Raw genomic sequence first — 19,279 nt, forward strand, 5'->3', positions numbered from 1 at the left:
ATTCCAGCCATCCCAAGGCCCTATAGCGGCGCCCTATATTCGATCCATGGAGAACATGAGCCCCGATCTGTGGACCCATCCGCAGCTCATCGCTGCGGTGGCCGCCGAGGATTGGGGCGCCGTCTTCCGGACCTACCGGAAGCTCACCGGCCTGTCTCAGACCAAGCTCGGGGAGCGCGTCGGCCTGGTGCAGCCGGACGTCTCGGACATCGAGCGGGGACGGCGGCGGGTGACCTCCGTCGAGGTACGCCAGCGGATCGCGGCCGGTCTCCAGATCCCGGCCGACCTGATCCGCGCGGGGTCCACGGCACCGGCTCAGGCGGTCGCCGGTCTGGTCCTCCCGGGACCGGGCCCTGACGACGATCTGCTGACCCGGGTGACGACCGTGGTCAGCAACGGCCACAAGGTCGACGCGCCCACCCTCGACTGGCTTGACCGGCTCCTGGCCGAGCACCGCCGGGCAGAGGACGAGATCGGCTCACGCCCGCTGGTCGGGATCATGCGCCAGCAGCTCGGCACGGTGGTGGACCTGTACGCGAGCGCCCGGGGTCCGCTGGCCGACCGCGTGGTCCGCCTCGCCTCCGAACACGCCCAGTTCCTCGCGTGGATGGCACAGGACCAGGGCCAGACGGCCGCCGCGCTGGCCTGGTACGACCGCAGTCATGAATGGGCCCTGGAGGCGGGGGACGCCAACATGGCGGCGACCACCCTGTCCATGAAGGCCCACATGGCGTGGTCCGGCGGCCGGGGAGACCGGGCTGTCCGGCTGGCCGACGCGGCGCGCTGGTCGGCCCCCGGGACGTCCCTGGGGATCCAGGGCATGGCCGCGCAGATGGCGGCCCGGGGCCACGCGCTGAACGGCGACGGCGACGACGCGGAACGCCTCCTGGACGAGGCGCAGGACATGATCAGCCGGGCGGCCGAGCACCCGGAGGACGAACCACCGTGGATGTACTTCTACGGCGAGACCTGGTTCACCCTGCAACGCGGTATGGCCGCTCTCCACTTGGGCGAGTGGCGGGCGGCGGTCGATCACCTGACGATCGGTCTGGAGGCCCTCCCGGACGACTACCGGCGGGACAAGACCTGGTACCGGACCTGTCTGGCGCACGCCTTCGCGGCGGCCGGGGAAGCTGCCGAGGCCCTCACCGTGGCCCTGGACGCCATCCCGGACGCGTCGGCCATCGGCCGCCCGCACGCCTGGAACGAACTGCACACCACGGCCGCCGTGCTCCTGCGCCGGGGCGCCCCGGAGGGCCGCCAGCTGGTGGCCGCGCTGCGCACCTACGACTGATCACCCCTCGCCGGCGTCAACCCTCCAACGGCTATGGCGGGTTGGCCAACCGGCTGACCACGTCACGGAGTTGGGAACGTCGCTGGTCGATATGTCCGAATACCGATCGGGGACTCGTCTCCCCGGGTGATCCAAAGCGCCCTGCGGCCGTCTGCGGGCCGCAGGGGTGCGGGTGCGCGGAGTTGGCCGCCCGAGGGGCCGAACGCGTCTCCTGGCGGCCGGAACGCCCCGGGACGGGGGCAGTTCGCCGGTCAGCCCGCCGCGAACCAGCGCCCGCCGTCCTGGCGGACGCGGCACTGTCCGGCCATGGTCCGCAGGGTGTCGGTGATCCGGCCCGGTCCGGTGACCTTTCCCGGGAAGATCCCGGCGGCGATCTCGTCCACGGTCGCGCCGGGGTGATCTGACAGCCAGTCGGCTATCCGGCCGATGAGCTGGGGATGGGGCGGGAACACCGCCCCGAGCTGTTGCGTCATGCCGGTCAGCGTACGGCCGCCGGGCATGGAAAAGGCGCCTCAGTGATCCCGGGCTGAGGCGCCTTGATCAGCTGCCGTTGACCTTGCGGACGATCCGGCGGACGTACCCCGGCTCTGCCGACACCCCGTCAGCCAGCAGACGGCGAGAGATCTCCGGGGGCTTGGTCACGCCCTCGGAGATCAGCTCGCGGATCATGTCCGCCGTGGACCGGTCCTGTGCCGGTACGGGTACCGGTTCGTCCCGGTCCTGTGCCGGGACGTCCTGGCCGTCGTCCCGGTACGCCCCGGCCCAGTCGTGCCGGACGTCGATCACCGCGAGATCACCCGCCGACTTCCGGCGCACCACCCGCGCGACGATGGCCGACTCAGCCGCCCGTGAATCCTTCGGATTCAGCCCGTGACGGGCCCGGTCCACGGCGTCCGCCAGGGCGGCCGTGCGCCGGGCGTACCGGCGCGTCCCGGTCTTCGTTCCGGCCACCCGGTCCGCCAGGACGACCGCGCGGTCAGCGGCCCGGCTGCGGGCGATGGCCGCCGAATCGGCGCCCCGCCGCCCGATGCCGAGGTACGCGGTCAGCCGCTCCCGGACCTCCCGCAGGGCGTCGCCGACGAGACCGGACCGGTACGTGCCGGACAGTCTCAGTTCGAGACCGAGGAGCAGGTGCAGGAGTACCGCCAGCAGGACCGGTCCGAGAGCGGTACGGACCGCCCCGCCCATGCCGCCGGAGATCTCGAAGGCGGGGACGGCCTGGACGAGGACGACGCCGTACGCCAGCCACGCGGCCGACCGCGCACCGGCGGCCCACGCGTACAGGGCGAGGGCGATCACCGCCGCCTCCGCCGTGCCGCACAGGGCGCCCCGCTCGGCCGGGGCCGTGATCCGCAGGACGGTCCCGAGGAACCGGTACGAGGTGTCGGCGGACATGCCCAGCGCCATCACCGCCGGGACGAGGAGACCGAGGGTCGCGGCCAGCTTGCGGGTGATCATGACTGCTCCTCGATCTTCGGTGCCACGGTGTAGAGCCTGCGGATCTTGACGTACTCGCCGGTGCCGAGCCCCTCGTTGAGGCAGGCGTAGATCTTGGACAGGGCCCGGTCTGTCTTGCTCGCGATCTCGGCCGCCGACAGGCCGCCAGGAACGTCCCTCAGGACCGCGCGGACGTCGTCGCACACGGTTGTCCGGACCCGGCCCCCGAGGACGCCAGACGGGCGCGCAGCCCCGTTCCCGGACGCCTTTCCGGCACCGGCCGACCGGGCGAACTCCTCGTACACCGCCCGCTGGTGGGCCAGGGACGCGGCGAGATCATCCGGGTGCGGCCCGGCGGCCGACCGCTCCGCCTCGCGCTCCGCCTTCCGTTCGGCTTCGGCCGCCCTGTGCCACCCGGCCAACTCATCCTGGGCTGCGGCCACTTGGGCAAGCTGACCACTCATCCCGAACCACAGCTCGGCCCGGTCGGACCGGTCACCCGGCAGCACCATGAGCACCGAGCCGCGCCGCTTCCGGTGCGCCGCGATCATGCATTCGGCGATCTGCTGCGGCGTCAGATCGAAGTCGTCCGGCATGGTGTGCATGCCCCGCTTCAGACCGAGGCCGGTGACGAGCTGATGGCCCCGGTCCCGCACCTCGTAGAAGTCCAACCGGCCGCGCAGGTGGACCACCAGCCGCCAGCCGAGATCCCACCGGGACACCCCGCCGGGTGCGCGCCGCAGACCGCGCAGACCGCGCGCCTCGGTCATGTCCTCCCACGCCTCGTCATCGAAGATCCGGAGCAGGAGCCGGAACTCCTCGCCGGTCAGGTCCGGGATGCTCCGCAGCTCCCGGACCAGCCGCCTCAGGTGCGCCGTGCGGTCGGCCGCCTCGCTCCACTTGCTCACCGCGCGCCTCCCTCGCGTACGCGCGCGTCAGAGGCGGGCCCGAGGGGAAGCGGGGAAAAAGGGAAACCTGGCCGTTCGTGCAGGTCAAGCGCGTGAGAGCGGCCGTGAAGACCATTCCCCGGCGGTGGTGAGGGGAATGGAAGGGGAGGAAGTATCTTGCTCAGCATGGTCATCGACTCCTAGCTAGTCGATCTCCTAGGCGATCGTCGGGGCTCCATCCCCGGCGGTCGCCGCTTCAGTTGTGGATCAAGGTCACCGGCTCGGGATGATCAAGAGAGCCAGCCGCCGTCATCGGCCTGCCGGACCTCACTCCGTCCCCGCAGGTAGAGCAGGACGTTTTCAACTTCCTGGATCTGCCTCGGAGTTGTGTGCCCGATGCGCCGGGCCAGCTCTTCGGCGGTCATCGGGTGGAAAGCTGACAGGGCGTCTTTGATCTGCCGGACGATGGCGGGACCGGGCGGGAAGCCGGTCGCGAACGGTGAGCGGATCCGGCCGTCGGCGCTCATGACGTCGGCCCCTCCGCGAGCCGGTCGGCCTCCCCGAAGATCCCCATTGCGTTGCAGCCCTCGCGAAGATCGATCTCCCGCGTCAGCTCGACCAGATCGCGGAGGGTGAACTCCTCGTCCCGGTCGGCGAAGCGTTCGAGCCCCAGCGTCCCGGCCGCCCTCTGCAACGCGTCCACGTAGCGGAGGAACCGGCGCGGGGTCCAGTCCCACCAGGGCGAGGGGAGTTCGTCCGGCCGGGAGTCCGGATCCGGTCGGCCGAGGGTCACCCCGGTCCGCTGCCGGGCGTACTCCACGACGCGGCCGACGATCTCGGCGTGCTGCCGGTCGAAGTCCTCGATCGCGGCCCGGCACTGCTCCAGCACCGCCCGCTGCTGGGGCGTCAGATCACGGCTCATACCGGCCTCCAGGTGGCTCCGTCGCGGTCGGCCCGGCCCCTCCGGCGCAGCTCTTCGAGCCGCGTCATGACGGAGCTGATCGAGCACTCCAGCAAGATCGCGATGTCCCGGGCCCGGCACTCCCCGAGGGCCCGGAGCTGATGGGCCACGGCGTCCCGGTCGGCCGTCGCGCCGAGCACCACGCCCCGACTCGGCGCGCTCATGATCCGGTCCTCGGCTTCCCCGTGATCTGTTCCGTCGGCCGTCGGCCGGACAGGGTGGTGGGCGGGCGGCGCCCCGAGATCTCGGCCATCACTGCTGCTCTCCCTCGGGGCGGCACTCACCGTTCGCCGGGTCCCGGACCATGCCGGTCGGGCAGGGGTCCCGCTGCGGCCGACCGGCGAACCGCTGGACGCCGTTGTGATCACGGTCCGGCTTGGCCGGTGCCTCGCCGGGCTGATGGGGCTTGTACTGAGGCATCGTCAGCTCCTCTTCCGGCGTCGTTCGGCGGCCTCAACGGCGCGCATGATCGCGCGGCGGACGACCCGGTCCGACGGATGGCCGTGGGCGTCCGCCGCGCGCTGTGCCACGGCGTGGACATCGACCCCGGCGGCCCTGGCGCGGGTCTTCAGGTCGGGCGGCAGCTCGGTCCCGAGGGTGCGGGTCTTCGTGGTGCGCTTCACGGTCAACTCCCTTCACGTCACCGGGTCGCCGCGCCGGGCGCGGGCGTCGTAGTCGCGGGCGCAGCCTTCGAGCCGGGCGGCTTCCCCGGACTTGCCCCGTGCGCGGGCGTCGGCGGCCAGCCTGCGGGCGTTCTGGGCCTGGCTGGACCAGTAGACGCGGGGCACCGGTCCGGCCGTCCTGCGGGCCGTCTGCGGCCTCCGGGCAGGCGCCGTCCTGGCCGTCCTGGCGGCAGCTGCCGACGCGATCCGGGCGCGGGCCGCCTCGTACCGCTTCCGGTCCTGCTCGCAGGCCGGACCGAGCAGCTCGGTGAACTCCGGCTCCGGGCCCGGGAGGTCGACTCCCGGCGGGGTGAGCGCGACGGCGAGGCAGTGGCGGCACCCGTCGACCTTGGGTGACGCGGCGGCCGTCAGGGCGGCCTTCCCGAAGATCCATACGGCGTCGGGGCCGACGGAGGTGATCCGCTCCCGAGGGCTGATCTTCGCCTGCGCGAGGCTGTCGGTGAGGGCCGCCCGGTGGTCGCGGAGAACCACACGGCCGTCGGTCAGGGTCACGGTCGCCGGAGGGTCCGGCCGGAGCTGACGGCGGACCTCGCGGGCGTACGTCACCAGCCCCTCGGGGTGGCGCCGGAGCGCCTGGCCGTAGCGGTCCACGACCACCCGGGCGACGTCGGCCGCGAGCCAGGTCGCCATGCCAGTCGGGCTCACGGTCTGATTCCGGCAGCCGTACTCACCCATGATCTTGTTGGCGGCAATGCCGGACCGCACACCGAGGTGGTCGGCGGCTTCCTGCGAAGTGAGATAACGCGTCACGAATTCCTCCCCGGTAATCCGGCGTCAGGAATTAGCTTAAACTATTCACGGGGTGCGGTGACCGTGGGCTTGACCTCCGGCGGTCACCGTCCCTTTCTTTTGGCTGGTCGAAATAAGCGAATCCAATAATGGATCCCAAATGATACGGCCGGCGAGTATCTCTTGCCATTAGGCCCGGAATCGAGGGCCCTGTGGCTCTGGCTTTCCGGGGAATCGGCCCGGCAGAATTAGTACAGAAGCAGCGCGGAACGGACCGAGGAGCCGGAAGCGCGTCCGACGAGACGCCCCGGAGGCTCCGAATGCCCCGTCCGTACACGATGAGCCCTGCGGCGCTGGAAGCGCGTGCCAAGGGCTCCGGACCCGACGGACTGATCACCCGTATCGAGCGGGCCAAGGAACGGCTCACCCCGGCCCAGTGGGACCGGCTCCGTTCGCTGCTCGCGTCCGCGCCCGTGAAGGGCGAGAACTCCTGACATAGCAAAACGCCCCCGGGTGCTCAGGCCGAGGGCGTTTCAAGGGATCACTGACACGACGACCCGGTGAAGGGATCAGCTACACCGAATGACAACCCGGATTGGCACAGAAGGGATCAGCCACCACGTCAACCAGAGGGTTCCATGTCCAGCATAAACGAACACGGCGATGCCGTGAATGACCGGCCCGAGCGAAAGACAGGGCTGAGCCCCGAGCACCGCGCGTTCCTGAACAGCCAGGCGATCACAGACGACGTGATCGAGGAATTCGGCATCCGGTCGGTCACCGGGCCGGAGGACATCCCGGATGAGATCTACGGGCCGTGGCACGGATTCCTCGGCGAAGCCGAGAAAGGGATCCTGTTCTGGTGGCCCGTGCCGGGACGTGAGGAGCCGGTGCCTCAGTACCGGCCGGACGTTCCGATCGAGACCCCGGACGGAAAGATCCACAAGTACCTGCTCCCCAAGGGCTGCGGCTCGTTCGTCGCGGTGTTCCGGGAGCCGACCGGTGATGCACCGGTGCTTCTCCCCGAGGGCACGAAGCAGACTCACGCAGCCCTTTCGTGGGCACCGCCGGAATGGGGAATCGCGGGCGTGCCCGGGTGCCACAACTGGGCCGGAGCCGACCTGTCTTGGGCCGACGGCCGCAAGGTGATCGTCCTGTTCGACGCCGATATCTCGGCGAACTCCGACGTCTGGGACGCGGCGGCCGGGATCAAAGAAGCGCTCGAAGTCGAGGGTGCCGACGAGGTGGTATTCGCCCGGCTGGCCGGAGCGAAGTCCAAAGAGGGATTGGACGACGTCTTGGGCCGCCGTCCCGAGGACCGCCGGACGTCCTACCTCGCCAAGATTTCCGATATGGCCACCGGCAAACTCGGGCGTCGGCCCAAGCAGAAAGCGCGCAAGCCGGATCCGGTCGATCCGCCGGACACAGGCGGCCGGGCCAGCGTGATCGTCAACGCCGACCGGCGGGCGGTGATCGAGAACATCACCGAGGCGCTCACGGCGAAGTGGGACGGGGAGATCCTGTTCGACTACGGCGGGGCGATCACGCTGCGCAAGGGTGCCGAGCTGGAGCCGCTGGAGCGGAGCAGGTTCCTCAACGTCCTGGTGGACACCTGCGCGTGCTTCACCTATCGGGAGGCGACCACCACCCGGCCCGCCTCGTTCGAGGACGCGTGGCCGGACGCGCCGACCGTTGAAGCGGTGCTCGGCCGGGCGACGTCGTACACCCCGGTCACCCGGATCGTCCGGGCGCCATTCGTCCGCGAGGACGGCACGGTGTGCGCCGCCGGTGGGTATGACGCGGCGTCACGGACCTGGCTGGAGCTGGACGACGGCCTGAGCGTCACCGTGCCCGAGGAGCCGACGGCGGAGGAGATCACGTCGGCCGTCAAGCTGCTGACGGTGGATCTCCTCGGGGACTTCCCGTTCCCCGAGGAAAGCGACCGGGCCGGGGCGCTGGCGCTGCTGCTGACCCCGTTCATCCGGGACCGCATCGATCTCGCACCGCTGGCCGTTGTCGACGGGCTTCAGATGGGGGTCGGAAAGAACCTGCTCGCCGACGTCGTCTCGATTCTCGCGACCGGCGAGGCGGCCGTCACCCAGCCGCTGTCCGGCAGCAATGAGGAAGTCCGCAAGCAGATGACCGCCACGCTGCGGAGCGGCAATCCCCTGGTCGTCTTCGACGAGGCGCACAAGCTCGAAGGCAGGGCCCTGGCCCAGGTGCTCACCACGCCCTTTTGGAGGGACCGGGTGCTTGGGGTGAGCGAGAATATCCAGCTGCCCAACACCGCTACCTGGGTGGCCCTCGGGAACAACGTCTCCGTCGAGGGCGACATATCGCGGCGGGTGTACTGGATCCGGCTGCACCCGGCGTACGCGAACCCGCAGGACCGCCCGGCGAATTCCTTCCGGCACCCGGACCTCAAGGAATGGGCGACAGAGCACCGTGCGGAACTCCTGAGCGCCGTCCTCACGCTCGTGAGGGCCTGGTATGCGGCCGGGTGCCCTTTCATCCCGGGGGCCGAGTCCTTCGGCTCGTTCACCCGGTGGGAGAGGACCGTGGGCGGCATTCTCCAGACGGCTGGGGTGACCGGCTTCCTCGGCGGCCTGCGGGCCAAACGAACCGAATCCGACTGGACCGGGTCCCAGTGGGCCGAGCACTTCGCATGGCTGGCCGACACGTTCGGATCCATGGAATTCACCGCTGCCGACGTCAAGGACTGGCGGCAGGTCCGGGGAGCGAATTCCTTCACCGGTGACCGGCCGACCATCACCCCGCCCGGTCTGGAGGACACGACCCCGAAGGACTGGCACAGGCAGCTCGCCTATGCGTACCGGGGCGTCCTCAATCAGATCCGGGGCGGCCTGCGGCTGGTGAAGTCCGGCACCGGCCACGGCCACGTCACGAAGTATGTGATCCAAGTGGTGGACGAGGCGGAATCAACATCATCCGGGGGAGATGGGGGAGATGGGGGAGATGGATATTCCTACGCGTCAGCGAAAACACTCTCTTCACCGCGTGAAGAGCGCGCACGTGAAGAGAGTGCACACGTAGAGAAAGAGCCGAAAGCGTCTCCCCCATCTCCCCCATCTCCCCCGAGTCCGAACGGATCGGGACCGGCCCCGTGCACCTGTGACCCGGACCTGGCCGAGGAAGACGGGCATGCGCCCTGGTGCTCACTCGGAACGGAGGACTGATCATGGACTGCTGGAAGAACAAGTACTCCAGCCGGGAGGCGGCGGAGAACGCGTTCGCCATCCACACCGAGCGGCGCGGCGGTGGCCGTCACGTGATCGTCCATCACGAGAACTGCGGGTGGCATATCGTCCCGGCCGACAAGGCGGGCTATTACCTGCGCCCGGCGCCCCGTCCATTCCACGGACCGCCGCCCGACTTCCCGGGTGAATGCCATCAGTGCCGGGTCCAGCGCTCCGGCTGCTGGCAGCACCCCCGCGACCCCGAGCCCTGGCGCTGGGATCAATCCGCCTGGCGGTACGTGCCGGTGGAATGCTTCGGCCCTCCCCGCTGCGACCCGTGCCAGCCGATGGACTGCCACCACCCGGCGTGCCCGGTACGGGGCGCCCTGGAGCTGCTCCGGACCACCCCTGAATCGTGACCATGTACACGCCACAACTTGAGCCAGGTGATCTTGAATGCCCGCCAACCCCGGACACCTTCCGCCCCCGTCGGTGATCGCCGAACAGGAGCGCATGGCCTACCGGCTGCACCTCCACCGGCTCCCGCACGAGGAGATCGCCCGGCGTCTCGATCTCTCCGTGGCCACCGTCAAGCGCCGGATCGAAGCCGGGCGCGAGGCGTACACGCGGCCGGACGAGATCGAGATCCTCCGGCAGGATCTCGGCGCCCAGCTGGACGAGGAGTACCGGACCGTGAGCACGGTCCAGGCCGGTGCCAGCGATCCGAAGATCAAGCTCGCGGCCAGCGCCCAGCTGGTCAAGATCAATGAGTCGTACCGGAAGCTCTACGCCGTCGACTCCCCGACCCCGCTGGAGGCCGCCCTCACGGCGCGTGCCGAGCTGGAGGGTGAGCTGATCGCGGGCGCCGTCGAGGCGGCCGTGCGGGGGGTGATCGACGCGGCCGACGTGGACGTGGAGTTCGCGGCCCGCTTGAAGCTCTACGCCTTCGAGCTGGCGGCCCGTCAGCTGGAGCGCGCCGACGGCCAGGAGCCGGAGGGCCCTGACCCGGTACCGCCGAAGCCGCGACTGGCGATCACCGCCGGACGCCCTGAGGGGCCGTCAGACAAGATCGAAGAGACCGGTGGGCCCTCGGTGCCACACCCCCGGCGCCGGGACGCGGCGACCACGATTCTGGATCAGGCGCGGGCACTGCTGGAGGAGGACGACGAGGATGCGGACGAGGAAGACGATCAAGGCTGAACTCGCGGCCGAGCTGGACAGGGAGCGGCCCGACGAGGGTCGGGTGTCCGAGCTGATGGCCGAGCTTCGCCGGGCCAGGGGTGGCAGAGATCCCGATCGTCATCTCTTGGGCGGAGGCCGTCCCCGGCGCCGTCGAGAGGGCAGAATTGCCGAGCTGCCGATCGGCCCCGAGAGCGGAGCCCAGGGAACCGGTCCTGGCGAAGTCGATCAGGACGCCGAGGCGATCAAGACGTGGCCGCCGGAGCTGCGGGCGAAGATCCGCCGCAGTCCGTACGCCCGCGTGATCGGGGACGGGCCGTCCGGGGATCCCGGCGGCCACGGGGCCCGGAACGACGCCCGCCGGTGGTCGCCCTGGCGGTGACCTGCGCGTTTACAGCCTGCCGACGATCCGAAGGCGCTCCCGCGCAAAATCCGTGGAATCGCGGCCCGCTGGCGGGTCCTGGATCATGGCCGACCGGGACCAAGTTGCACCTGTAATACCGCTCTGACCTGCGCTTATGCGCCCGGCCTGCGCCTATGATTCGAAGGCCCGAGGTGTCAGCTTGTCCACGGTCATGATGACGGTCCGTGCCGCGTCGGCAGCCTGTGCCATACGTCTCCCACCCCGAGCCGTTGGTTCCACGGGACGACGGGCCCCGTGAGGAGCGCGGCCGCCGTACCGGTTCCCGCCCATCGTATGTTCGATCGCCTGCCTTCGCTCTTGTACGACGGTGCACGACGGGCACCCGCCGGTGCGGAAGACTGATCACGCAGACGCGGAACCGACGAGGAGGCCGGTGCATGACACGCCCGATCACGGCAGGGGTCGACGGTACGGAGGAGAGCCTCGCCGCTCTCGACTGGGCGGCCCGGGAAGCGGTGCGCCGGGGGCTGCCGCTGCGGGTCGTGCACGCCTGGCGGTACGAGGCGCACGAGGCGGTCGGCGGTGACCGGGAGACCCAGCGCGGGTGGGTGTCCGTCGGCGTGACCGAGTCGGTGCGGACCGTCACCGGACGGCATCCGGAGCTCGCGGTGAGCGTCGACGTGGTGGAGGGCGGCCCGGTCGAGGTGCTCGTGGCCGCGGCCGCCGGCGCCGAGCTGCTGGCGCTGGGCTCGCGCGGGCACGGCCGGGTCGTCGGGTTCCTGCTGGGTTCCGTCGGCCAGCAGGTGATCGCCGAGGCCGCCCGGCCCGTGGTCCTGGTGCGTGCCGGGGACCGGCCCGCGGCCGAGGCCGCCGGGCGGGAGGTTGTCGTGGGCCAGCAGGGCGGCGCGGAGGACAGCGCGGCCGTGCTGGAGTTCGCGTTCGAGACGGCCGCGGCCCGTGGTGCGACGGTCCGGGTGGTGCGTGCCTGGACCCTGCCGCCGGTCTTCGCCTACAGCCCGGGTTCGCTGAAGCTGCTGGACGAGGCCGGAGGCATGGAGCCCTTCGAGAAGAAGGCGCTGTCCGAGGCGGTACGGCCGCTGCGCGAGCGGTTCCCGGGGGTGCCGGTCGCCGAGCACGTGGAGATGGGCAGCGCGGGGCAGGTGCTGCTGTCGGTGGCCGGACACGCCCAGTTGATGGTCGTCGGTCGGCGCGCCCACCGTACGGCGGTCGGCGCGCGCATCGGGTCGGTCGCGCACGGGGTGCTGCACCACGCCGACTGCCCGGTGGCCGTGGTCCCGCACGACTGACCGGCGGCCGGCGCGCCCGGCTCACTCCGGGGTGACCGGCTCCAGGGTCTCCCGCGCCTTGGGCAGCACGTTCTCTATGTAGTCCTCGACCGCGTTGTCCAGGCCTATGTCGTGCTGCGCGTGCTCGGACAGGTACCAGCGGTGTTCCAGCAGCTCGTGGTAGATCTCGGCCGGATCCATCGAGCCGCGCAGATCCAGCGGTACGGCCCGCACGGTGGGGCGGAAGACGTCCCGCACCCACCGGTGGGCCAGCACCTCGGGGCGGGCGGCGAGGGGGTCGCCCGGGGCGTAGTCGTCCTGGGTGGCCATCCAGCTCTCCAGGTCGTTGAGCAGCCGCCGCGCCTGGTTCTCCTCGGCGTCCAGGCCGGTCAGCCGCAGCAGCTGGCGCTGGTGGTGGCCGGCGTCGACGACCTTCGGCACGAACGTGACCGTGTCGCCGTTGGAGGAGTGCTCGATCTGCATCTCGGCCACGTCGAAACCGAGGTCGTTGAGCCGCCGGATCCGGCGCTCGATGAAGTGGTACTTGCCCGCCGGATACACCGAGGTCCGGGTCAGCTCCTCCCACAGCTCGCCGTACCGGGTGCAGATCTCGAACCCGAACTCGATCGGGTCCAGCGACGGGTGCAGTGCCCCCGACGCCTCCAGGTCGAGCAGCTCCCCGCTGATGTTCACCCGGGCCAGGTCGAGGTCGTACTCCCGCTGCCCGTTGCTCAGCTGCGGATGCAGGTCGCCGGTCTCGGCGTCCACCAGGTATGCCGCGTACGCGCCCGCGTCGCGCCGGAACAGTGTGTTGGACAGCGAGCAGTCGCCCCACGCGAACCCGGCCAGGTGCAGGCGTACGAGCAGCACCGCCAGGGCGTCCATGAGGCGGTGCATGGTGGCCGGGCGCATGGTCGTCTCGAACATCGAGCGGTACGGCATCGAGCCGCCCAGGTGCCGGGTGACCAGCACCGACTCCAGCGGTTCGCCGTCCGGGTCGAGGCGGCCGGTGATCACGGCGAGGGGGTCGACCGCGGGGATGCCGAGCCGGTCCAGGTCGCGCAGCAGCTCGTACTCGCGCAGCGCCGGGCGCTCTGCCAGCTCCTTCACCGCGATGACCTCGCTGCCGGCCCGGGCGTAGCGCACCACGTGCCGGGAGATGCCCCGGGGGAGCGGCACGAGGTACTCCTCGGGCCACTCCTCCAGCGGGACGTCCCAGGGGAGTTCGAGCAGGAGCGCGGGGTGCTCCGGGTTGGTGGCGCTGATCTGCAAGGCCATGGGACGAACCTTAAGGCCAGGGTGTCAGGAGGCCAGCTCCCGGGCCCGCTCGGCGGCCGCGCGCACCGAGCCCCGGTGCAGCGGGCCGTGGCCCGGCAGCAGGGCCTCGCCGTCGAGGGCGCCGATCAGTTCCAGCGAGGCGAGGGCCCGGTCCCGCTGGTGGTGGAACATGTCGGGCAGCAGCTGCGGGCCCTGGACGCGCGAGGTGCGGTGGCCGCTGACCAGGGCGTCCCCGGAGATCACCAGTCCGGCGTCGGGCAGGTGGTAGACGGTGTGCCCGTCGGTGTGGCCGGGGGTGTGCACCGGGACCGGGCTGCCCGGCAGGTCGAGGGGGCCGTCGGTGACCGGGAACGCCTCGGGCGCCTTGACGGGGTGCTGCTCGGTGCCGCCGACGCGCAGCACGTGCACCAGCCACGGCACCACACCCGGCCGCCAGGCGTTCTTCACCACCTCGCCCACGGACACCTGCTGGAGGAAGTCCCGCCGGGCGTGCGGTACTTCGGCCTCGTGCAGATAGACCGGCGTGCCGTGGGTGTCGCGCAGGTACTCGGCCGAGCCCAGGTGGTCGTTGTGCGCGTGCGTGATCAGGACGGCCGCGACCGCCTCCGGCGAACTGCCCACCTCCGCGAGGGAGTCGAGCAGCCCCTGCCGGTCGCCGGGGTACCCGGTGTCGACCAGCGTGACGGCGTCACCGTCCTTGAGGATCACCCAGTTGGTGTGCTGGCCGTGCACCAGGTAGGCGCCCCTGCCGACTTCGTGTACCTCTGCCCGCATCATCACTCCGGCTCGCCCGTTCGTGCAGATCGAAACGGGGGACAGCCAACCACACGGAGCGGGCGACCGGTTGCCGAGGACCCCGGTCAGCGCACCCCGTGCGGCCGGAACTGGATGCTGATCCGCGGCCCGGCGGCCCGGGCCGTCTTCGGTACGCAGTGTTCCCAGGTCCGCTGGCAGGAGCCGCCCATCACGATCAGGTCGCCGTGGCCGAGCGGGCGCCGGACCGAGGGGCCGCCGCGCAGCGGGCGCAGCAGCAGGTCACGGGGTGCGCCCACGGAGAGGATGGCGACCATGGTGTCCTCGCGCTCACCCCGGCCGATCCGGTCGCCGTGCCAGGCGACGCTGTCCCGGCCGTCGCGGTAGTAGCAGAGCCCGGCCGTGGCGAACGGCTCGCCCAGCTCCTCGGCGTAGTGCCGGGTGAGCGCCTCGCGGGCCTCGGCGAGGACGGGGTGGGGGAGCGGGTCGGCCGCGGCGTAGAAGGCGAGCAGGCGCGGTACGTCCACGACGTTGTCGTACATCGTGCGGCGCTCGGCATGCCACGGGACGTCCGCCGCCAGCCGTTCGAACAGTGCGTCGGCGCCGCTCAGCCAGCCGGGCAGCACGTCGATCCAGGCGCCGGAGCCCAGCGCGGTCCGGCCGATGCCGTCGAGGCCGCCGAGCCGCAGTTCGTCGGTCTGGTCGAACAGGGAGCCCTGGAGGTGCGTGGCCATGGGGCCAGCGTACTCCTTAATCGAAAATATGTTCCCTTCGGATGCCTGGGGCGGGCGGTCGGAGGTCTTTCGATACGTTGGTGTATCCGATACATTCGCGTATCGAACGGAGGTCGGTACATGACGGCGAGCGGCGGTGCGCCCCAGCGCGTGACCCGGCGGCGGGTGCAGACCCGTGCCCGGCTGCTCGACGCCGCGTTCACCGTGTTCGCCGCCAAGGGGTTCGGGCGGGTCTCCATCGAGGAGGTCTGCGAGGCCGCCGGGTTCAGCCGGGGCGCCTTCTACTCCAACTTCGCCACCCTCGACGAGCTGTTCTTCGCCCTCTACCGGGAGCGCGCCGACCTCATCGCCCAGCAGGTCGCCGACGCGCTCGCCGGCGACGGACCCGACCTGGACGTGCCGGCCTCCGTGGACCGGGTCACCGACGTACTGCTCCTCGACGTGGACTGGCTGCTGGTGAAGACCGACTTCCTGGTGCACGCCGCCCGGGACCCGGCCGTCGCCGACATCCTCCTCGACCACCGGACCCGGCTCCGCCACGCCATCGCCGACCGGCTCTTCCGGGCCCGCGGCCACACCCCGGTCCCCGCCGTGCTCGGCGATGCCGACGGCGCCGCGCACGCCGTGGTCGCCGCGTACGACGGGGTCACGGTCCAACTGCTGCTCGACAAGGACGTGGACCGGGCCCGTATGTGGCTCAAGCAACTGCTCACCGCGCTGCTGATCGACGGCAGCACCCACCCCGCACGAACGAACGGCAGTACCCACCCCGTATGAGAAGGGCAGAAGTCGCCATGGACGCGGACGTCATCGTCGTCGGAGCCGGCCTCGCCGGCCTGGTCGCGGCGCACGAACTCACCAGCAGGGGCAGGCGCGTCGCCCTGGTCGACCAGGAGAACGCCGCCAACCTCGGCGGCCAGGCTTTCTGGTCCTTCGGCGGGCTCTTCCTCGTCGACTCGCCCGAGCAGCGCCGCCTCGGCATCAAGGACTCCCTCGACCTGGCCTGGAACGACTGGCAGGGCAGCGCCCAGTTCGACCGCAAGGACGACGAGGACTCCTGGGCGGTTCGCTGGGCGCGGGCCTATGTCGAGTTCGCGGCCGGGGAGAAGCGGCCCTGGCTGCAGAGCCACGGCATCAGTCTGCTGCCGACCGTCGGCTGGGCCGAGCGCGGCGACCTGCGGGCCGACGGGCACGGCAACTCCGTGCCCCGCTTCCATGTCACCTGGGGCACCGGTACCGGCGTGGTAGAGCCCTTCGCCCGCTACGCCAAGCAGGCCGCCCGCGACGGACTGCTCACCTTCTACCACCGCCACCAGGTCGACGAACTCGTCATCGAGGACGGCGAGGCACGCGGGGTACGGGGCACCGTCCTCGCCGACGACGACTCACCGCGCGGAGTCGCCTCCAACCGCGACCGCATCGGCGACTTCGAACTGACCGCCCAGGCCGTCGTCGTCACCACCGGAGGCATCGGCGCCAACCACGACATCGTCCGCCGCTACTGGCCCGAACGCCTCGGCACACCCCCCGCCGAGATGGTCACCGGTGTCCCCGCCTACGTGGACGGCCGCATGCTCGACATCAGCGCCGAGGCCGGCGTCCGCCTCGTCAACCGCGACCGCATGTGGCACTACACCGAGGGCATCCAGAACTGGAACTCCATCTGGCCCGGCCACGGCATCCGGATCCTGCCCGGCCCCTCCTCCATCTGGCTCGACGCCCTCGGCCGTCGCCTGCCCGACCCCTGCCTGCCGGGCTACGACACCCTCAGCACCCTCAAGTACCTGCGCACCACCGAGGACATCGCCGGCCACGACCACTCCTGGTTCGTCCTCACCCGGAAGATCATCGAGAAGGAGTTCGCGCTCTCCGGCTCCGAGCAGAACCCCGACATCACCGCCAAGGACCGCAAGGCCGTGCTGCGCGACCGGCTGCTCGGCAAGGGCGCGCCCGGCCCGGTGCAGGCCTTCGTCGACAACGGCGCGGACTTCGTCACCGCGAACTCCCTGGACCAGCTCGTCGAGAAGATGAACGGCCTCACCGACAAGGCGCTCCTCGACGCGGCCGAGGTGCGCCGCCAGATCGTCGCCCGTGACCTGCAGATCAACAACTCGTACAGCAAGGACTCCCAGATCCAGGGCATCCACAACGCCCGCCGCTACATCGGCGACCGCCTGGGCCGGGTCGCCACCCCGCACCGCATCCTCGACCCGGCCGCCGGACCGCTGATCGGCGTCAAGCTGCACGTCCTCACCCGCAAGACCCTCGGCGGTATCCAGACCGACCTGGACTCCCGAGCCCTAGGCGCCGACGGGCAGCCGATCGGCGGGCTCTACGCGGCCGGCGAGGTGGCCGGCTTCGGCGGCGGTGGCGTGCACGGCTACAACGCGCTGGAGGGCACGTTCCTCGGCGGCTGCCTGTTCTCGGGCCGGGCGGCGGGACGCGCGGCGGCGAAGCAGACCGCCTAGTCGGCCAGGAGCCGCGCCAGCACGGTGGCGTGGCTCTCGTCCGGGGTCTTGGACGAGGTGAGCAGGGTCACCCGCCCCTCGCGCACCGACTTCCGCAGGCCGTCGAGGAGTTCGGCGGCCTCGGGTGCGGTCAGCTCCGCCTCGTAACGACGCACGAACTCCTCGTACGACCCGCCGGCGTGGAACCAGCGGCGCAGTTCGTCCGAGGGCGTCAGCCCCTTCGGCCACTCGTCCACGTGCGCGACCTCCTTGGACAGCCCGCGCGGCCACAGCCGGTCCACCAGGACGCGCAGCCCGTCCTCCGGCTCGGGTGCCTCATAGATCCTGCGGACGCGCACGCTCACGGTCGACACACCTCTCGGCTCGCTGACGGTGCCGCGAGCGTATGCGGGAGCCCGTGCCACGGGCTGCCGACGCGGCACAGCTTGACCAGAATGAGGGGGAAACACGGACACCCGCGCGCCTAGTGTGTAGGGCTATTGATCACCGGCCACCCCCCCCAAGGAGTTTCTGTGCAGGGCGCACGCAGACGTACCGCAGTCCTTCGCCGCGAGGCCGTCCTCGCCACCGTCCCGGTCGCCGTGGCGGCCCTGCTCGCCGGCGCCGGAACGGCCTCGGCGAGCACGATCGGCGGCGCGGGCGCGGGCGACCCCTACTTCCCGCTCAGCGGCAACGGCGGCTACCACGTCAGCCACTACGACCTGACGCTCCGCTACGACACCTCCTCCCGGCACCTCGACGGCAAGGCGGTCCTCACCGCCCGCGCCACCGAGAAGCTCACCCGCTTCGACCTCGACCTCAGCGGCCTGAAGGTCACCAAGGTGACCGTCGACGGCCGGACCGCGCATTTCAGCCGCAGCGGACAGGAACTCGTCGTCACGCCGTCGCGGGCGCTGGAGAAGGGCCGGGACTTCCGGGTCACCGTGGCGTACAACGGCACGCCCAAGCAGGTCACCGACCCGGACGGCTCGGCCGACGGCTGGATCCGCACCGACGACGGCGCGTTCGTCGCCGGGGAGCCGCAGGGCGCGATGACCTGGTTCCCGGCGAACAGCCACCCCAAGGACAAGTCGTCGTACGACTTCACGATCACCGTCCCCAAGGGCCGCACCGCCGTCGCCAACGGCGTCCTGCTCGGACAGCACACGTCCGACGGCCGCACGACCTTCCGGTGGCGGCAGAGCGAGCCCATGGCCGCGTACCTCGCCACCGCCACGGTCGGCAAGTTCAAGGTGCAGCAGTACACCACCCGGGACGGGATCAAGGTGTACAACGCGGTCGACCCGCGCGAGGCGAGCGGGTCGGCGGCGGTGCTGAAGAAGCTGCCGTCGGTGCTGGAGTGGGAGAGCAAGCTGTTCGGACCGTACCCGTTCCGCTCCGCCGGGTCGATCGTCGACCACGCGCCGAGCGTCGGATACGCGCTGGAGACGCAGGGCCGGCCGATCTACGACTCGGCGCCGGATCTGAGCACGCTCGTGCATGAGAACGCCCACCAGTGGTTCGGCGACTCCGTCTCCCTCACCGCCTGGAAGGACATCTGGCTCAACGAGGGCTTCGCCACGTATGCCGAGTGGCTGTACAGCGAGCAGCACGGGGGCGACAGCGCGCAGAAGACGTTCGACGCGCTGTACGCGAAGCCGGCGAGCAACCCGTTGTGGGCGTATCCGCCGGGGGACCCGGGGAGCGGGGCGAACATCTTCGGCACGCCTGTCTATGCGCGGGGCGCGATGGCCCTGCACGAGCTGCGGAAGGCGGTCGGGGACGCGGTGTTCTTCCGGATTCTGCGGGACTGGGCTTCGCAGCACCGGTACGGGCACGGGACGACCGCGGAGTTCGTGAAGCTCGCGGAGAAGGAGTCGGGGAAGGATCTCGGTTCCTTGTTCCAGACGTGGGTGTACAAGAAGGGCAAGCCGTAGGGGCAGTTGTTCGGGTGCCGGCCGGTCGGGGCTGGTCGCGCCCACGCGGCGGAGCCGCACATTCGACACAGCCCCGCGCCCCTGACGGGGCGCTGCCCTAAGGGGCATCAAAA

22 protein-coding genes are annotated in these 19,279 nt (G+C 70.9%); 9 read left to right on the top strand and 13 right to left on the bottom strand.

Translation table 11 applies throughout. The annotated features are described in order from the left end of the window. Positions 1-55: 55 nt before the first annotated feature. Complete coding sequence (locus KVT45_RS28860) at positions 56-1,294, top strand: helix-turn-helix domain-containing protein (protein WP_217552079.1); 1,239 nt, start codon at positions 56-58, stop codon at positions 1,292-1,294. Between the two features lie 251 nt (positions 1,295-1,545). Here the strand turns inward: KVT45_RS28860 and KVT45_RS28865 are convergent, their stop codons facing one another. The 9 genes from KVT45_RS28865 to KVT45_RS28905 form a co-directional block, all read right to left on the bottom strand. Beyond that, the gene (locus KVT45_RS28865) at positions 1,546-1,767 is read right to left on the bottom strand and encodes a hypothetical protein (protein WP_217552029.1); all 222 of its coding nucleotides are present in this window, start codon (positions 1,765-1,767) and stop codon (positions 1,546-1,548) included. Between the two features lie 67 nt (positions 1,768-1,834). Continuing rightward, entirely contained in the window at positions 1,835-2,752 is a 918-nt protein-coding gene (locus tag KVT45_RS28870; RefSeq protein ID WP_217552030.1) for a hypothetical protein, read from the bottom strand. Continuing rightward, entirely contained in the window at positions 2,749-3,639 is an 891-nt protein-coding gene (locus KVT45_RS28875; protein WP_217552031.1) for a hypothetical protein, read from the bottom strand. The genes KVT45_RS28870 and KVT45_RS28875 overlap by 4 nt, the downstream gene beginning before the upstream one ends. Before the next feature lie 269 nt (positions 3,640-3,908). Next, positions 3,909-4,145 carry a hypothetical protein gene (locus KVT45_RS28880; protein ID WP_217552032.1) on the bottom strand — a complete coding sequence of 79 codons (237 nt, stop codon included), beginning with the start codon at positions 4,143-4,145 and terminating at the stop codon, positions 3,909-3,911. Beyond that, entirely contained in the window at positions 4,142-4,540 is a 399-nt protein-coding gene (locus tag KVT45_RS28885) for a hypothetical protein (RefSeq protein WP_217552033.1), read from the bottom strand. The genes KVT45_RS28880 and KVT45_RS28885 overlap by 4 nt, the downstream gene beginning before the upstream one ends. After that, entirely contained in the window at positions 4,537-4,743 is a 207-nt protein-coding gene (locus KVT45_RS28890; protein WP_217552034.1) for a hypothetical protein, read from the bottom strand. The genes KVT45_RS28885 and KVT45_RS28890 overlap by 4 nt, the downstream gene beginning before the upstream one ends. Before the next feature lie 88 nt (positions 4,744-4,831). Further along, entirely contained in the window at positions 4,832-4,999 is a 168-nt protein-coding gene (locus KVT45_RS28895) for a hypothetical protein (RefSeq protein ID WP_217552035.1), read from the bottom strand. Between the two features lie 2 nt (positions 5,000-5,001). Then, positions 5,002-5,202, bottom strand: a complete 201-nt coding sequence (locus KVT45_RS28900) for a hypothetical protein (protein WP_217552036.1) — start codon at positions 5,200-5,202, stop codon at positions 5,002-5,004. 12 nt (positions 5,203-5,214) lie between these two features. Continuing rightward, the gene (locus KVT45_RS28905; RefSeq protein WP_217552037.1) at positions 5,215-6,012 is read right to left on the bottom strand and encodes a hypothetical protein; all 798 of its coding nucleotides are present in this window, start codon (positions 6,010-6,012) and stop codon (positions 5,215-5,217) included. 299 nt (positions 6,013-6,311) lie between these two features. Here KVT45_RS28905 and KVT45_RS28910 point away from each other — a divergent pair, with 299 nt between their 5' ends. The 5 genes from KVT45_RS28910 to KVT45_RS28930 all read left to right on the top strand — a co-directional run bounded on the left by KVT45_RS28910 (position 6,312) and on the right by KVT45_RS28930 (position 12,038). After that, positions 6,312-6,485, top strand: coding sequence for a hypothetical protein (locus tag KVT45_RS28910; protein WP_217552038.1), 174 nt, complete (start codon positions 6,312-6,314; stop codon positions 6,483-6,485). A gap of 174 nt (positions 6,486-6,659) precedes the next feature. Continuing rightward, a complete protein-coding gene (locus tag KVT45_RS28915; RefSeq protein ID WP_217552039.1) occupies positions 6,660-9,188 on the top strand; it encodes a hypothetical protein in 2,529 nt (842 codons plus the stop codon). Positions 9,189-9,190: 2 nt separating this feature from the next. Beyond that, positions 9,191-9,607 carry a hypothetical protein gene (locus KVT45_RS28920; RefSeq protein WP_217552040.1) on the top strand — a complete coding sequence of 139 codons (417 nt, stop codon included), beginning with the start codon at positions 9,191-9,193 and terminating at the stop codon, positions 9,605-9,607. Positions 9,608-9,644: 37 nt separating this feature from the next. Continuing rightward, the gene (locus tag KVT45_RS28925; protein ID WP_217552041.1) at positions 9,645-10,388 is read left to right on the top strand and encodes a sigma factor-like helix-turn-helix DNA-binding protein; all 744 of its coding nucleotides are present in this window, start codon (positions 9,645-9,647) and stop codon (positions 10,386-10,388) included. 780 nt (positions 10,389-11,168) lie between these two features. Then, positions 11,169-12,038, top strand: coding sequence for a universal stress protein (locus KVT45_RS28930; protein ID WP_217552042.1), 870 nt, complete (start codon positions 11,169-11,171; stop codon positions 12,036-12,038). A gap of 21 nt (positions 12,039-12,059) precedes the next feature. Here KVT45_RS28930 and KVT45_RS28935 read toward each other — a convergent pair whose 3' ends face one another. From KVT45_RS28935 to KVT45_RS28945, 3 genes are all read right to left on the bottom strand, one after another. After that, positions 12,060-13,295: a DUF4032 domain-containing protein gene (locus tag KVT45_RS28935; protein WP_217552043.1), complete on the bottom strand. Its 1,236-nt coding sequence runs from the start codon at positions 13,293-13,295 to the stop codon at positions 12,060-12,062. A gap of 24 nt (positions 13,296-13,319) precedes the next feature. Further along, positions 13,320-14,069, bottom strand: a complete 750-nt coding sequence (locus tag KVT45_RS28940) for an MBL fold metallo-hydrolase (RefSeq protein WP_217552044.1) — start codon at positions 14,067-14,069, stop codon at positions 13,320-13,322. A gap of 86 nt (positions 14,070-14,155) precedes the next feature. Beyond that, positions 14,156-14,782, bottom strand: coding sequence for an alpha-ketoglutarate-dependent dioxygenase AlkB (locus KVT45_RS28945; RefSeq protein ID WP_217552045.1), 627 nt, complete (start codon positions 14,780-14,782; stop codon positions 14,156-14,158). A gap of 120 nt (positions 14,783-14,902) precedes the next feature. Between KVT45_RS28945 and KVT45_RS28950 the strand changes: the two genes are divergently transcribed. Together KVT45_RS28950 and KVT45_RS28955 are read left to right on the top strand one after the other, a co-directional pair. Next, positions 14,903-15,559, top strand: a complete 657-nt coding sequence (locus tag KVT45_RS28950; RefSeq protein WP_217552046.1) for a TetR/AcrR family transcriptional regulator — start codon at positions 14,903-14,905, stop codon at positions 15,557-15,559. A gap of 17 nt (positions 15,560-15,576) precedes the next feature. Next, on the top strand, positions 15,577-17,250 hold the full coding sequence (locus KVT45_RS28955) for an FAD-binding dehydrogenase (RefSeq protein ID WP_217552080.1): 1,674 nt from the start codon (positions 15,577-15,579) through the stop codon (positions 17,248-17,250). Here the strand turns inward: KVT45_RS28955 and KVT45_RS28960 are convergent. Further along, positions 17,247-17,594, bottom strand: coding sequence for a DUF488 domain-containing protein (locus KVT45_RS28960; protein WP_217552047.1), 348 nt, complete (start codon positions 17,592-17,594; stop codon positions 17,247-17,249). The genes KVT45_RS28955 and KVT45_RS28960 overlap by 4 nt on opposite strands. 168 nt (positions 17,595-17,762) lie before the next feature. On the opposite strand from KVT45_RS28960, the gene KVT45_RS28965 reads away from it, so the two are divergent. Further along, positions 17,763-19,166 (top strand): M1 family metallopeptidase, encoded by a 1,404-nt coding sequence (locus KVT45_RS28965; protein ID WP_217552048.1) that lies wholly within the window; start codon positions 17,763-17,765, stop codon positions 19,164-19,166. Positions 19,167-19,279 lie beyond the last annotated feature (113 nt).

The sequence above is a fragment of the Streptomyces sp. GbtcB6 genome, assembly GCF_019091475.1.
Taxonomy (GTDB): Bacteria; Actinomycetota; Actinomycetes; order Streptomycetales; family Streptomycetaceae; genus Streptomyces; species Streptomyces hyaluromycini.